This window comes from Streptomyces sp. NPDC047072, assembly GCF_040643855.1.
GTDB lineage: Bacteria > Actinomycetota > Actinomycetes > Streptomycetales > Streptomycetaceae > Streptomyces.
Map to the genome: position 1 here is coordinate 20,000 of NZ_JBEYVC010000048.1, position 13,720 is coordinate 33,719.

The 13,720-nt window shown below is 71.1% G+C and carries 11 protein-coding genes and 1 pseudogene; 2 read left to right on the forward strand and 10 right to left on the reverse strand.

Annotation, left to right across the window (positions count from 1 at the left end; translation table 11 throughout):
* Positions 1-53 precede the first annotated feature (53 nt).
* The 9 genes and pseudogenes from deoD to ABZ896_RS21780 form a co-directional block, all read right to left on the reverse strand.
* On the reverse strand, positions 54-770 hold the full coding sequence (gene deoD, locus ABZ896_RS21740) for a purine-nucleoside phosphorylase (protein ID WP_360931362.1): 717 nt from the start codon (positions 768-770) through the stop codon (positions 54-56).
* On the reverse strand, positions 770-1,531 hold the full coding sequence (locus tag ABZ896_RS21745; protein ID WP_360931365.1) for a glutamine amidotransferase: 762 nt from the start codon (positions 1,529-1,531) through the stop codon (positions 770-772). The genes deoD and ABZ896_RS21745 overlap by 1 nt, the downstream gene beginning before the upstream one ends.
* Before the next feature lie 66 nt (positions 1,532-1,597).
* On the reverse strand, positions 1,598-2,656 hold the full coding sequence (locus ABZ896_RS21750) for a LacI family DNA-binding transcriptional regulator (protein WP_360931368.1): 1,059 nt from the start codon (positions 2,654-2,656) through the stop codon (positions 1,598-1,600).
* On the reverse strand, positions 2,646-3,989 hold the full coding sequence (locus tag ABZ896_RS21755; protein ID WP_360931371.1) for an amidohydrolase: 1,344 nt from the start codon (positions 3,987-3,989) through the stop codon (positions 2,646-2,648). The genes ABZ896_RS21750 and ABZ896_RS21755 overlap by 11 nt, the downstream gene beginning before the upstream one ends.
* Positions 3,990-5,515: 1,526 nt before the next feature.
* Positions 5,516-5,647, reverse strand: a pseudogene (locus ABZ896_RS21760) (MurR/RpiR family transcriptional regulator); the annotation flags it as partial.
* A 32-nt stretch (positions 5,648-5,679) separates the two neighbouring features.
* The gene (locus ABZ896_RS21765) at positions 5,680-6,615 is read right to left on the reverse strand and encodes an ABC transporter substrate-binding protein (RefSeq protein WP_360931375.1); all 936 of its coding nucleotides are present in this window, start codon (positions 6,613-6,615) and stop codon (positions 5,680-5,682) included.
* Between the two features lie 37 nt (positions 6,616-6,652).
* Positions 6,653-7,342 (reverse strand): ABC transporter permease, encoded by a 690-nt coding sequence (locus tag ABZ896_RS21770; protein WP_360931377.1) that lies wholly within the window; start codon positions 7,340-7,342, stop codon positions 6,653-6,655.
* The gene (locus ABZ896_RS21775) at positions 7,339-8,004 is read right to left on the reverse strand and encodes an ABC transporter permease (RefSeq protein ID WP_360931380.1); all 666 of its coding nucleotides are present in this window, start codon (positions 8,002-8,004) and stop codon (positions 7,339-7,341) included. Before ABZ896_RS21775 ends, ABZ896_RS21770 begins: the two co-directional genes overlap by 4 nt.
* Entirely contained in the window at positions 8,001-9,131 is a 1,131-nt protein-coding gene (locus ABZ896_RS21780; protein ID WP_360931383.1) for an ATP-binding cassette domain-containing protein, read from the reverse strand. Before ABZ896_RS21780 ends, ABZ896_RS21775 begins: the two co-directional genes overlap by 4 nt.
* 180 nt (positions 9,132-9,311) lie before the next feature.
* Between ABZ896_RS21780 and ABZ896_RS21785 the strand changes: the two genes are divergently transcribed.
* Positions 9,312-10,313 carry an ornithine cyclodeaminase family protein gene (locus tag ABZ896_RS21785; RefSeq protein ID WP_360931386.1) on the forward strand — a complete coding sequence of 334 codons (1,002 nt, stop codon included), beginning with the start codon at positions 9,312-9,314 and terminating at the stop codon, positions 10,311-10,313.
* Positions 10,310-11,836, forward strand: a complete 1,527-nt coding sequence (locus ABZ896_RS21790; RefSeq protein WP_360931389.1) for an aromatic amino acid ammonia-lyase — start codon at positions 10,310-10,312, stop codon at positions 11,834-11,836. The genes ABZ896_RS21785 and ABZ896_RS21790 overlap by 4 nt, the downstream gene beginning before the upstream one ends.
* 208 nt (positions 11,837-12,044) lie before the next feature.
* Here the strand turns inward: ABZ896_RS21790 and hutU are convergent, their stop codons facing one another.
* Positions 12,045-13,706: a urocanate hydratase gene (gene hutU, locus ABZ896_RS21795; protein WP_360931465.1), complete on the reverse strand. Its 1,662-nt coding sequence runs from the start codon at positions 13,704-13,706 to the stop codon at positions 12,045-12,047.
* Positions 13,707-13,720 lie beyond the last annotated feature (14 nt).

Genomic DNA, 13,720 nt, shown 5'->3' on the forward strand with positions numbered 1-13,720 from the left:
GGCATTGGCCGAAAGCTATGCAATGCAAAACGATTTGGCTATGGGTGACCGTGTTAGGAGATTGTTTCCGCGATCAGCGCGGTGGCCGCGACGGTGACGGCGCGGTCGAAGTCGGTCTCACGCTCGGCGGGAGTGAGCGCCTCGGCGTGGCGCACGTGGTCGCTGACCGTCAGCACGGCGAGCGCGTGGCCGCCCTCGGCGGCGGCGGTCGCGTAGAGGCCGGCGGCCTCCATCTCCACGGCCAGCGTGCCGTGGGCCTCCAGCCGTTCGAACAGCGCCGGCCGCTCCAGGTAGAAGTGGTCGGTGGTGAACACCGGCCCGACATGGACCTGCGGTCCGGTTCCGGCGGCCTGTGCGGCGGCGGCGACCAGGCGGAAGGACGCGGTGTGGCTCAGGTGCACTCCGTCGATACGGCGGCTGCCCATCGCCGAGTCCGTGTGGGCGGCCGTGGCCACGACGACGTCCCGCAGCCCCACCGAGGCGGGTATGCCGCCCGCGGTGCCCACCCGGGCGATGCCCCGCACGCCGTAGAAACGGAAGAGCTCGGTGGCGTAGATCGTGACGGACGGCATCCCCATGCCGGAGGCCAGGACCGACAGGGGGACGCCTCGGTACGTTCCCGTGTACCCCTCGATGCCGCGCACGTCGGTGACCAGCCGGGAGTCCAGAAGGATCGTTTCGGCAATACGGCGTGCCCGGCGCGGGTCGCCGGGCATCAGCACGTACGGCGCGAAATCGCCGGGGGCGGCGGAGATGTGCGGGGTGACCATCAGCTGTCCTCCCCGGCCGGGGTCCGTGCCAGCCAGCGGACCAGCCGGTCCCACAGCTCGGGGTAGCCCTTCCAGTCCAGGAACGCGGGCGGGGCCCAGTGCGGTGCCAGGTCGGACGTGAAGGCCGCCGACCTGCCCGTGCCGTAGTCGCCCACGGCCAGCAGCGGGTGGCCCGCGCATTCGACGAGCAGGTCCGCACCGTCCTTCACCGCCACCTCGTTGAGGCCGAGCAGGTCCGGCCAGGTCCCGTCCAGCCCGTCGACCACCTGGTGCCGGGCGACGACCCGCGGCGGGGCCCCGGCCGGGAGCTCCACCCGGTCGTCCCGGTCGTGCAGAGCGACCGGCAACGCCGCCGCCAGCGGGGTACGCCCCCAGCGGGCCTTGGCGTCGATACCGGTGAACGTGAGATAGCCGCCCACCATCAGCAGGCCTCCGCCGCGCTCCACGTAGGCCCGCAGCAGTTCCGTACGGTCCGGAGTGGGCACCGAGCGGGCGAAGGTCTCCGGCGTGAGCTGGAAGCTGTTGGCCCCGACGTCGCTGATCACCACGACGTCGTACGGCTCCAGCCCCTCGGCCGTGGCGGGCAGCCTGCCCGGTATCTCGTGCGCCGGGACGTACGTGACCGTGTGGCCGCGGTCGCGCAGCGCGTCGAGGAAGACCTGGGCGCCCTCGACGTACTCGGAGGTGAAGAAGGAGTCGAACCCCTTCTGGTGGACGGAGTGGGTGAACCAGGACTCACCCACGACGAGGACATGGGGCATTGCGGCACGACCTTCTCTCTGATGTGTGCGGTGGTTTTCGTGTACGGCGGTTTTCGTGTACGGCGGTCAGGGGGCCGGACGCACGGGAGCCGTACTGGCGCGGATCTTCAGCCGGACCGGCAGGATGTGCCGGGACGCGGGGGGCACCTCGTCGCGGTGGACGTAGCTCAGGAGCTGGGCCCCGGCCGTGCGGCCGATGTCGTAGGCGGGCTGGTGGACCGTGGTGAGGCGGGGGTGGACCCGGGAAGCCAGCATGATGTCGTCGAAGCCCGCGACCGAGACGTCCTCGGGGACGCGCAGGCCCGCGTCCTCCAGCGCGGCGACCGCGCCGAGCGCCATCAGGTCGTTCGCGGCGAACACCGCGGTGAAGCGACGCGGTCCGCCGTCCTCCAGGGCGGCGGCGACCAGGTTGTAGCCGGACCGCTCGACGAAGGCGCCCTCGACCTCGGTGACCCCCGCGTCACCGAACGCCTCCCGGAAACCCGCGATCCGCTCCAGGCTGCTCACCAGGTCCACCGGGCCGCTGAGCGCGAGCGTCCGGCGATGGCCCAGCTCCCGCAGGTGCTGCCCGATCAGCCGGCCGCCCGCCCGGTGGTCGGCGGTGACCAGGATGGTCTGCTCCAGCAGTCCGGGGACGACCTCGTCGGCCAGGGCGATGGGGAACCGGCCGAGCAGTGACGCCAGCCGGCCACGGGAGGGCGGCGAGCCGGAGGCGTACACCATGCCGTCGATGAACCGGCCGCGGAGCATCTCCAGATAGCGGTCCTCGCGGTCGGGGTCGAACTCGGTGTTGCACAGGATGACCCCGTAGCCCAGGTCGTGGGCGGCGTCGTCGACACCCTTGGCGAGTTCGGCGAAGAACTGGTTGGTGATGTCGGGCACCAGCAGCCCTATGACGTTCGTCGAGCCGGCCTGCAGGTTGCGGGCCGTCGAGGCCGGCACATAGCCGAGCCGGGCGACGACCGCACGGACCCGCTCGGCCGTCTCCTCCGCGACCGGCCGATGGCCGCTCAGCACGTGCGACACGGTGGTCGGACTGACCCGGGCGGCCGCCGCCACGTCCTTGATCGACGCGGGCCTGCGCATCCGGCGACGATCCGGGTCCTCGTTCTGCTCACGGGTCATAGTGCTGCACCGCTCTGCCGTGCGAGGTGTCAAGCAGCGCGGGCACCCGTGCCTCGACCTCGGCCAGCAGTCCCGGCAGGTCGACCGTCAGCAGCCGGCCGTCCCGGACCACGACCCGCCCGTCCACGACGACCGTGCGCACATCGCTCGCCCGCGCGCTGTAGACCAGGGCCGCCACCGGGTCGTGCACCGGGCGGCAGTGGACTCCGCCCAGGTCGACCAGCACGATGTCACCAGCCCGACCCGGCTCCAGCGCGCCGATCCGGTCCCCGAGTCCGAGCGCCCGGGCCCCGCCGCGGGTGGCCAGCCGGACCGTGTCGGAGACCGTCATCCACGTGGCGTCCCGCTCCGCCTGCTTCTGGGTCAGCGCGACCAGCCGCATCGCCTCCCAGACGTCCAGCGTGTTGTGCCCGGCGGCCCCGTCCGTCCCGGCCCCCACGGCGACACCGGCGTCCAGCAGGCTCCGTACCGGAGTCAGCGGACGCAGCGCGTGCTTCAGATAGACCTTCGGACAACAGGCGACACCGGTACGGTCCCGGTGCGCCGCCAGCGTCGGCAGGTCCTCGGGAACGATGCCGCATCCGTGCGCGATCAGCGCGCCGGCCTCCAGCACCCCGGTCCGCTCCAGCACCCCGATGGGGGTGATACCGCGCCGAGCCAGGCTCGACTCGGTCTGCTCCAGGTGCTCGGCGGCGTGGATATGGATCCGCAGGCCCGACTCCCGGGCCAGCTCCGCGAGCCGGACCAGGTCCGCGTCCTCCACGGTGTACGGCGCGTGCGGGCCCAGCGACGCGGTGAGCCGCCCGCCGCCGGTGCCGTGCAGAGCGGAGGCGGTCTCGGCGCTCTCTTCGAGAGCCGCGCGACCCCGGCTGCTGAAGAAGGTCGGCGCGATGTCGGCCCGGATACCAGTCCGGAGGACGGCGTCGGCGATCCGCTCGGCGTGGAAGTAGTGGTCGGCGAACGTGGTCACCCCGCTGAGCAGCATCTCCGCGCAGGCCAGCTCCGCGCCGAGGCCGATGTCGGCCGGGGTGAGATTGACCTCCATGGGCCATACCCGCTGGTTGAACCAGGCCTCGACACTCACGTCCTCGGCGGCGCCGCGCATCAGTGTCATCGGGCCGTGCGTGTGGGCGTTCACCAGTCCGGGCACGGCGAGCAGCCCCGTGCCGTCCACGGTCTCCGCCCCGGCGGGGTCCGGCCCGGTGCCCGCCGGGCCCAGCCAGGCGATCACACCGTCCTCGACCAGGATGTCCTGGCCGGTCTCCACTCGGCAGGGGCCCCGCTCGGGCACCAGCAGCACCGAGCAGGACGTCACGATCAGTCGGCGCATCATGCGGATCCTTCCGTCCGAACCGGACGTTAAGGATCCAAAACGTTTTGCACAACCCCTGGTCGGGCCGAGACCCTCAGCCGGCGCGCAGCCCCCGGGACGGCCGCCGTGCCGAGAGCGGGCAGAGGCCGCTGCCTTGAGCCGCAGGACTGACGAACCAGAGTTCGCGATGAACGCGGCGTCGCCGTAGCCGGATCCGGGCCCCTCTATTGGTTCCCACCGTGATGTCCAGATGGAATCCGTCGGAACTGGTCTTCTTCTCGTGGCGTGGACGCGGCCGGCCCCGATGTAGGTCCGGATCAGGTCGTATGCGCGCTGTTCTCTGTGACGGTGGCTTCTGCCGAGCCGGACTTCCTGCCTTCCAGGGTGTAGGTATCACGGCGGCAGATGCTTCCGCGCCGCCGGGCGCGGTGGACACGGGGCAGGCGGGTTCTCGCCGCCGCGGTCGGGTGCGCGACGGCCGACGACTGGTGCGGGCGGCCGAGAGCGCGCCGGACGTCAGAAGGTCGGTGATGCCCGGCACCCCACGCATGGCGGACAGGAACGACAGCCGGTCGCTACCACGGGTGTCCGACACCACCGACCACTTGTTGTCGGGGGAGAGGCCGACCGGATCGACGTACTCGGGACCGGCGGTCAGCCGGCGGAGTATGCCGGTGGTCAGGTCGGCCGCGGAGTCGTCGGTGTGGGACGACTCCGCCGGGTAACCGCCGTAGCTGACCTCGCGTCCGTCGCCGGAGAAGCCCCGCAGCTCGCCGACCGAAGGCAGACGGGTTGAACCGCAGTCGGCCGAGGTACGAGAAGTGGTCGAGCCTGCCGCCCGTCACGCTCGTCGAGCTGGAGCCCAGGTGCGTGTCGTCGGGGTTCAGGCGCAGTTCGCGGATGCTTCCGCCGGGCCCCGAGCCGTCCGCGGTGGTGTTCCGGCGGATGGGGTGGATGTGGGCCTGTCGCGGGGTGCATGTCGGGTCGGCCGACTGGTAGGGGCCGCAGTCGATGATGTTCGTACCGGCGAGGACGCGCTGTGCCGTCGCTGAAGGCCCGGGGTAGTCCGTCGTGTCGGAGGGCTCTGGTGCGCTGGCGTCGGGGGTGCAGCGGGAGACGCACTTCCACGCGTCCCCGTTGGAGAGGTCCGGCGGTGGGGCCGCCCCGATCGCCCGTAGCGCCGACCGCGGTGGACGTGGTCGAGGTGAACCAGGCCTTCGCGTTCAGTCAACGGCGGTGTGGAAGCCGGCGAGCCTGGTCCCGCTGCTGGCCCCTGTGTTTGGCGCAGGCGGACTGGCCCGGCCGGTCCCGACCGAGGTATGTGGCAAGAACGCTGCCGTCGGCCTGGAACGGGCGGCCGGCGTGGTGCTGGAGGGGCCTTCCGCTCCGTCGGCCGGAAGTGCACGGCCACCTCCCGGCTCGTCGTCCAGGAACGGGGCGCCGACGAGTTCCTCGTCCTGCCGGCCGAGCGGGTCTCGGCCCTGCGCGGCGGCGGCCCAGTGGCGCCTTGTCGTCACCGGCGGCTCCAGATCTGGTGCGTGCACACCCGCCGCTCGCCGCACCCGGCAGTGCGCGATGCGACGCTGAAGCGTGGTGAGCTGACGGACCTCGAAGAGCCGGTGCAGCCGTGCGGAGGTGCCGACACCGGCAGGCGTTTGAGTGCCGGCACCTTCACTCAGCTGCTCTTTCAGCCTGTGCGTCGCCGAACCGGTCAGCTCACGATGCCGGCCTTCGTGAGCCACTCCTTGGCGATGGTGTCGGCATCCTCCTTGTCGTTGACGAGCTTCTTCATCATGTCCTGCAGGTCGGCGGTGGTGAGCTTGGCCGAAACGGCGTTGAGCGCCGACTTGGCCGTGTCGTTGACCGCGGACTTGTAGACCAGGGGCGTCACGTTCTGCGAGGAGAAGAGGCTCTTCGGGTCCTCCAGGACCACCAGCTTGTCCGCGACGATGGCCGGGTCCGTGGTGTAGATGTTGGCGGCCTGCACCTTGTCCGACTCCAGCAGCTTCAGCAGGGTGCTCTGCGCGCCCGCGTCGAGCGGCTGGAACTTCCCGAACTCGACGCCGTAGATCTTCTTCAGACCGACCCAGCCCTGGGTTCGGGTCTTGAACTCCGAGCCGGCCCCGATCGTCCACTTGCCCGCGACCGACTTGAGGTCGGCGAGCGTCTTGAGGTGGTACTTCTCGGCGGTCTCGGCGGTGACCGTGACCGAGTCCTTGTCCTGGGCCTCGGCGGAGTCGAGGATCTCCACCGAGGACGGAAGCTTCTTCTTCAGCTCGGCGTTGATCTCCTCTGTGCCGGTCGCGGTGCTTGTCTTGTCGACCGCGGTCGCCAGCAGCGCGCCGTTGTACTCCGGGAAGACCTGGATGCCGCCCTTGACGATCTGGTCGTAGTAGACCTCACGGGCTCCGATGTCGAACTTGCGGGTCACCTTCAGGCCCTTGGCCTCCAGGGCCTCGGCGTAGATCTCGGCGAGCAGCTGGTTCTCGGGGAAGTTCGCCGAGCCGACGACGAGGGACTTGCCACCGCCGCTGTCCTTGCTGCTGCCCGTCAGCGGATTGCTGTCGCTGGAGTCGCCGCTGCCGCAGGCGGTCAGGGAGAGTGCGGTGATCAGGCCGAAGGCGGCGCCGCGGTAGATGCCTCGCATGGGTGTTTCCTTTCTCAGTGGCCCTGAAGCCGAAAACTCAGGATCTGGACGCCGAGACCCTGAGGCCCGGCGAGACGATGACGCGCTGCAGCGCGGTGAAGGCGATCTGGACGAGGAGCGCCAGGACGACGACGACCGTGGAGCCGCCGATGACGAGCTCGTAGTCGTTGCGGGAGAGTCCGTCGACGATGAAGCGGCCCAGGCCGCCGAGACCCGGGTAGGCCGCGACGGTCGCGGTGGCCACGACCTGGATGGCGGCGACCCGCAGTCCGAGGAGGATCAGCGGCAGCGCCATCGGCACCTCCACCTTCACCAGGACCTCCCACTCGGTCATGCCGACCCCACGGGCGGCGTCCCGGGTGGCGGGGTCCACGCCCCGGACGCCTTCGAAGGTGTTGATGAGGATCGGCGGGACCGCGAGCGCGGTCAGGGCGACCAGTACGGGCGTGGTGCTGAGCCCGGCCAGCGTGACGACGAGGACGACCAGGCCGAAGGTGGGGATCGCCCGCGCGAGGTTGGCCACGCTGGCCACGGCGAACGCCCCGCGGCCGGTGTGCCCGACCAGCAGCCCGAGCACCAGCCCGATCAGGGCGGCGAACAGCAGCGACACACCGCTGTAGGTGAGGTGTTCAAGCAGCCGCTGGGGGATGCCCTCCGCGCCGTGCCACTGCTTCGAGGACGTCAACCAGTCGCCCACGAGCTGGAGTTGGTTCAGGAGATCGTTCATGACGCCGTCACCTTGCTCCGGGACCACGGGGTGAGCAGTCGCTGCGCCAGGACCAGCAGGGCGTCGGTGGTGAGCGCGAGCAGCATGATCAGGGCGATCGCGGTGACGATCGGGGTGGGGAAGTCGAGTTGGAGGCCGCGGGTGATGTAGTAGCCGAGCCCGCCCTGGCCGATCAGCTGTCCCACGGCGACGAGACTGATGGACGAGACGGCCGCGACGCGTACCCCGGCGATGACGACGGGTACGGCGATGGGCAGTTCGACCTGGACGACCCGGCGGACCGGGCCGAATCCCATCGCGATGGCCGCCTGTCTGACCGGTTCGGGCACCGAGGCCAGCCCGTCCACGACGTTGGGCACCAGGACCGACAACGTGTAGAGCGTCAGCGGGATCATCACGGTGCGTTCCGTCAGCCCGGTGTACTTGACGAAGATCATGAACAGGGCGAGGGACGGGATCGAGTACAGGATGTTGTTCACGGTCAGGACCGGCGGGTACAGCCATCGCCAGCGGTGGCACAGGATGCCGAGGGGGATCGAGATGATCAGCCCGAACAGCACCGGAAGCAGGCCCAGTCGGAGATGGACACCGGTGTAGTCGGCCAGCTCGCCGGCATGATCGCCGATCCAACCCCAGCGGACCAGCGGTTCACCGTCGTTCATGCCTCACCACCGCCCGTCCTGCTTCCGGTGGCCTCCGCCTCGGCGGCGGCGATGACGGCGGACAGCTCGTACGCGTCGACGACTCCGATGACCGCGCCGTCCACGTCCACGCCCACCGCGAGCCGGGAGGGCGACAGGAGTGCCGCGTCGAGGGCGGCCCGCGCCGAGTCGCCGACGAGGCTGAAGGTGTGGCCGAGGGGCGCCAGGGGCGCGTCCGCGAGCGTGCCGCCCTCGGGCAGCTCGGCGGCCGCGACCCAGCCCAGCGGCCGCCGGGCGTCGTCGACGACGAGGACCCACGGCTCGTCCGCCGCCCGGGCCCGCGCCACGGCAGTGGTCGCCGTCAGCACCGGACCGTCGCGCAGCGGCACCTCGCCCGCCTTGACGAAGGACAGCCTGCGGATGCCCCGGTCCTGTCCGACGAAGCCGGCCACGAAGTCGTCGGCGGGGTGGGCGAGCAGCCGCTCGGGCGTGTCGAACTGGGCGAGCTTGCCGCCGGTTCGGAACACCGCGATGTTGTCGCCGAGTTTGATCGCCTCGTCGATGTCGTGGGTGACGAACACGATCGTCTTGTGCAGCTCCTTCTGGAGCCGGATGAACTCCGCCTGCAACTCGGCCCGCACGATCGGGTCGACGGCGCTGAACGGCTCGTCCATCAGCAGCACCGGCGGGTCGGCGCCCAACGCCCGTGCCACTCCGACCCGTTGCTGCTGTCCGCCGGAGAGCTGGTTCGGGTAGCGCTTGGCCATCTCGGCCGGCAGCCCCACCAGTTCCAGCAGCTCGGCCGCGCGCGCCCGGGCCTTCTTCTTGCTCCAGCCGAGCAGCAGCGGAACGGTGGCTATGTTGTCGAGGATGGTGCGGTGCGGGAACAGCCCCGCGTGCTGGATCACGTACCCGATGCCGCGGCGCAGCTCGGGGGCGTGGACGTCCCGGATGTCCTGACCGCGCAGGCTCACCGTCCCCGCCGTCGGCTCCACCATGCGGTTGATCATGCGCAGGGTCGTGGTCTTGCCGCAGCCGGAGGGACCGACCAGGACCGTGATGCCGCCCTCGGCCAACTCCAGGGACAAATCGTCCACGGCTGTGGTCCCGTTTGGATAGTTCTTGCTCACCGCGTCGAACCTGATCAAGGCTGCCCCTTACCCGACTGCATATGGTCATGCAGAGTTATGGGTGACTGAATGGGCAGTCAATGCCCTGCTGTGAACGGCGCGTTACGTTCCTGCGAAATCAGGCCACGCGCGCCCGGAATGGCCCCGTTCTACGCATGATGTGCCATGCAAAGTGCCAGCTCAGACGTAGGGAGACCCGTGAAACCGGTCTGGTTCACATTCCTCAACGGTTCGGACATCGAACAGCTCGAACTGACCGACATCGAGATACTCGACGCCGTCGAGGACGGACTGCGCGCCCAGGGCCTCGGCGAGACGGTCATCGAACCGCGCGTCCATCTCGTGCCCGACCCCGCGTTCAACGGCCACTTCAACGTCCTGCGCGGCTACATCGCCCCGCTCGCGCTGGCCGGGGTCAAGATCGTGGGCGACTACGTCGACAACTACCGGCGGGGTCTGCCCTCCGAGATGGCGCTGCTCAACCTCTTCGACCCCCGCAGCGGCATGCCCGTGGCCCTGCTCGACGCCACCGCGATCACCGAAATGCGCACCGGCGCCCTGACCGCACTCGGGGCACGCCATCTGGCCCGCCCCGACGCCAAGGTGCTCGGGCACATCGGCGCCCGCGCCACCTCGTACTGGAACGTCCGGCTGCTCGACCGGATCTTCGACCTCGACGAGATACGCGTCCACTCGCGCCGCCCCGAGAGCCGCGAGGCCTTCGCCGAGCGGTTGCGGCGGGAGCTCGGCAAGCCCGTGATCGTCACCGAGGACTGGAAGAGCTGCGTGGAGGGCGCGGACATCGTGGTGGAGGCGTCCCGCCTGCAACGCCCGGAGCCACTGCTGAAGACCGAGTGGATCGCCCCCGGCTCACTGGTCGTGCCCTACGGGACGCACAGTGCCGTCGAGTCCGACCTCACGGACATCATGGACAAGATCGTGATGGACGACTGGGGCCAGGCACACGCGGGCCCGTACGGCGCGCTGCGCCGGCACGTGGACTCCGGCAAGCTCAACAAGGACAACCTGCACGGGGAGTTGGGCGAGATCGTCGTCGACAAGAAACCCGGCCGCGAGAGCCCGGAGGAGACCAACCTGTTCTGGCACCGCGGCCTCTCCCTCTCCGACATCGCGCTGGGCGCGGCCATGCTGAGGAAGGCCGAGGAGCGCGGTCTCGGCCAGAAGCTGCGGTTCTCATGACGGGGATCGCCGTAGACGGGAAAACGTTGTCCTACGACGAGGTCGTCGCCGTCGCGTGCCACGGCACTCAAGTCACCCTGGCGGAGGGGGTGTTGCTGCGCCTGGAGCGCGAACGGGCCGTCGTGGACGACGTGGTCGACCGCCAGGTGCCGACGTACGGCCTGACGACAGGGCTGGGTACCCGCTCGTCGTACGCGCTGCCGCGCGACGAACTGGCGCTGTTCAGCGTGCGTACAGTCCGGGGACGCGCCAACGCGGTCGGCGATCCGCTGCCCGCCCCCGTCGTACGCGCCGCCCTCCTCGCCCGCGTCAACGGCCTCGCGGGCGGCGGCAGTGGGGTGCGGCCGGAGATCCCGCGGCTGCTCATCGACATGCTCAACGCGCGGGTGCATCCGGTGATCCCTGAGGTGGGCTCGATCGGCGCCTCCGATCTGTGCCAGATGGCCCATGTCGGTCTGGTGGTCATCGGCGAGGGCACGGCGGAGTTCGGCGGCGAGGTGCTCGACGGCGCCACGGCACTGCGCCGGGCCGGTCTCACCCCGGCCGCGCTGGGCCCGAAGGACGGGCATGTGCTGTGCAGCGCGAGCCCGTTGGCCGCCGGACAGGGTGCGCTCGCCCTGCACGAGGCGGCGGCCGTCCTCACCCTGGCGCAGGCGGTCACGGCACTGACCTACGAAGGCTTCCGGGCGAACACCAGCCCTCTCGACGCCCGGGTGCTGGGCCTGCGTCCCGCTCCCGGTCAGTCCCGCGCGGCAGCCGAACTGCTCGCCCTGCTGGACGGTGGTGAGCTGGGCGATCCCCGGCACGCACGGCGGGTGCAGGACCCCGTGAGCCTGCGCTGCGCCGCCCAGGTGCACGGCGCCGCGTACACGGCACTGGACTTCGCCGAGGCCGCGCTGGACCCCGAACTGAACGGCTGCGGAGACAATCCGGTGGTGCTGCCCGACAGCGGCGACATCCTCTCGTCCGGCAACTTCCACACCCCGGCCCTGGCCCTCGCCTTCGACACCCTCGCGCTGGCCCTGACACAGACCGCGTCGATCTCCGCCGAGCGCATGCGACGGCTGCTCGACCCCGCCGTCAGCGGGCTGCCCGCGAACCTCTCCCCGTACGGCCCGGAGCGCTCGGGCTTCGCCCCGCTGACCAAGACGGCCCAGGCCCTCGTCGCCGAGATCCGCATGCTGTCCGCACCTGTGTCCACCGACCCCCGGCACGGCGCGGACGCCGTCGAGGACGACTCGACCAACGCCGCGCTCGGCGTACGGCGATTCACCACGATGCTCACCCGTCTGTGCCAGCTGCTCGCCGTGGAGGCCGTGGTCGCCGCGCAGGCGGTGGATCTGGCGGCACCGTCGACCCTGGGACGCGGACCGGCGGTCCTGCACAGCGCGATCCGGAAGCTCGTGCCCCGCCTGGACGACGACCGGCCGCACGGGGTGGACGTGGAGACGGTGAGCCGCGACGTCCTGGCTTCGGACGATGTGCGGGGCTCCCTGCGCGCCTTGGCGGGAGGAACGCCATGACCGACGTCGCCGTAGACCAGCGTCTGTGGGCCCCGTCCCTGGTGGTGGCCCTGCGGGCCCGCCGCGAACGGCGTGGAGTGGCTGCCCCCGGCCGAGGCGCAGCCTGCCGGACGCCCACCTGCGCCCCTCTGCTCGATCTCGACGTGCAGCCAGGTGCACGCCGCCTGGGCGGCGTACGCCTTCCGCGTCGCCGATCCGCGGCGGCTGCTCACCGGGAGGGACTGACCGTGCCCAGATCGAGTCCCGCCTCCCGGGCCCTGCGGGCGGCTTCCTCGTATCCGGCGTCCGCGTAGCGGGCCACGCCCAGCGCGGGGTCGGTCCAGAACACCCGGCGGATCTTGCGTTCCGCCAGTTCGCTGCCGTCCGCGACCACGGTGAGGCCGGTGTGGATGCTCCGGCCCACCCCGACACCGCCGCCGTTGCCGACGGACACCCAGGTCGCGCCCTGGGCGGCGTTGAGCATGGCGGCCAGGACGGGCCAGTCGGCGATCGCGTCGCTGCCGTCGAGCATCCCCTCCGTCTCCCGGGACGGCGAGGCGACGGCGGCGGGGTCCATGTGGTCCCGGCCAAGGGCCAGCGGGCCGATCTCACCGCGCCGCACGAGGTCGTTGAGCCGCAGGCCCACCTCGTGCCGCTCGCCCAGGCCGAGCCAGCAGATCCGGGCGGGCAGCCCCTGCGGCGCGACCCTGGCGCGGGCCAGCGTGAACCACCGTTCCAGGGACGGCGACTGCACCACGTCGAGTACGGCGTCCTCACTGCGGCGCAGGTCCTCGGGATCGCCGCTGAGGCAGATCCAGCGGTACGGCCCCACACCGCGCGCGAAGATCGGACGTACGTACTCGGCGACGAATCCGGGGAGTTCGGCGGCCCGGGAAGCTCCGGCCGCAACCGCCTGGGCGCGCAGGTTGTTGCCGTACTCGAAGACGACGGACCCACGCTCGCGCAGCGCCAGCAGGGCGTCCGCGTGCGCGCGCAACGAGGCGTGAACGGCATCGCGGTAGGCGGGATCGGGGACGCGTGCCGGGTCCGGGGCGTACCCGAGGGGCACATAGCCGTGGTCGAGGTCGTGCGCGGCGGTCTGGTCGGTCGCTATGTCGACGGCGACCCGGTCGGCCACCAGCCGGGGCAGGATCTCGGCGATGTTGCCGACGAGCGCGATGGCGGCGGGGTCGGTCGAACCGGTGAGGTCGGCGACGGCCCTCTCGTAGTCGGGGGCGATGCGGTCGACCCAGCCCGCGTCGAGCCTGCGTCGCGCGCGCTCGGGGTCGAGCTCGACGATGAGCCCCCGGCCGCCGAGGTTCGCGATGGCGAGGCCCTGCGCGCCGCCCATGCCGCCGAGCCCGGCGGTAAGCACCCGGCGGCCTGCGAGGGTGCCGCCGAAGTGGCGGCGGGCGATGGCCGCGAATGTCTCGTGGGTGAAGCCGAGGACGCCCTGCGTGCCGATGTAGAACCAGGCGGCGGCCGTCATCTGCCCGTACATGGTGAGCCCGGCGTCCTCCAGGCTCCGGAAGCCGGCCTCGTCCGACCAGGCGGGCACGACCATCGCGGTCGAGATCAGCACGCGCGGCGCGTCCGGGTGGGTCGGCAGCACCGCCACGGGTTTGCCCGACTGCACCATCAGCGTCTCGTCGGGGCCGAGGCGTTCAAGAGCGGCGACGATCGCGTCGTACGCCTCCCAGGAGCGCGCGGCCCGGCCGCGGCCGCCGTAGACGACGAGCCGCGCCGAGTCCTCGGCGACGGCGGGGTCGAGCGTGTTGAGGAAGCAGCGCAGCACGCCCTCCTGCTCCCAGCCACGGCAACGGAGTCCGGCACCGTTGGGCGCCGGAGCACCACGCCGTCCGGCAAGTGACCATTGATTGGATCCATGGATCCAATCTAGTATCC

Coding starts and splice junctions, on each gene's coding strand:
- ABZ896_RS21765 (WP_360931375.1), bottom strand. CDS start 6,615: ATGCGAGGCATCTACCGCGGCGCCGCCTTCGGCCTGATCACCGCACTC.
- ABZ896_RS21775 (WP_360931380.1), bottom strand. CDS start 8,004: ATGAACGACGGTGAACCGCTGGTCCGCTGGGGTTGGATCGGCGATCAT.
- deoD (WP_360931362.1), bottom strand. CDS start 770: ATGGTCACCCCGCACATCTCCGCCGCCCCCGGCGATTTCGCGCCGTAC.
- ABZ896_RS21755 (WP_360931371.1), bottom strand. CDS start 3,989: ATGATGCGCCGACTGATCGTGACGTCCTGCTCGGTGCTGCTGGTGCCC.
- ABZ896_RS21745 (WP_360931365.1), bottom strand. CDS start 1,531: ATGCCCCATGTCCTCGTCGTGGGTGAGTCCTGGTTCACCCACTCCGTC.
- ABZ896_RS21770 (WP_360931377.1), bottom strand. CDS start 7,342: ATGAACGATCTCCTGAACCAACTCCAGCTCGTGGGCGACTGGTTGACG.
- ABZ896_RS21750 (WP_360931368.1), bottom strand. CDS start 2,656: ATGACCCGTGAGCAGAACGAGGACCCGGATCGTCGCCGGATGCGCAGG.
- ABZ896_RS21790 (WP_360931389.1), top strand. CDS start 10,310: ATGACGGGGATCGCCGTAGACGGGAAAACGTTGTCCTACGACGAGGTC.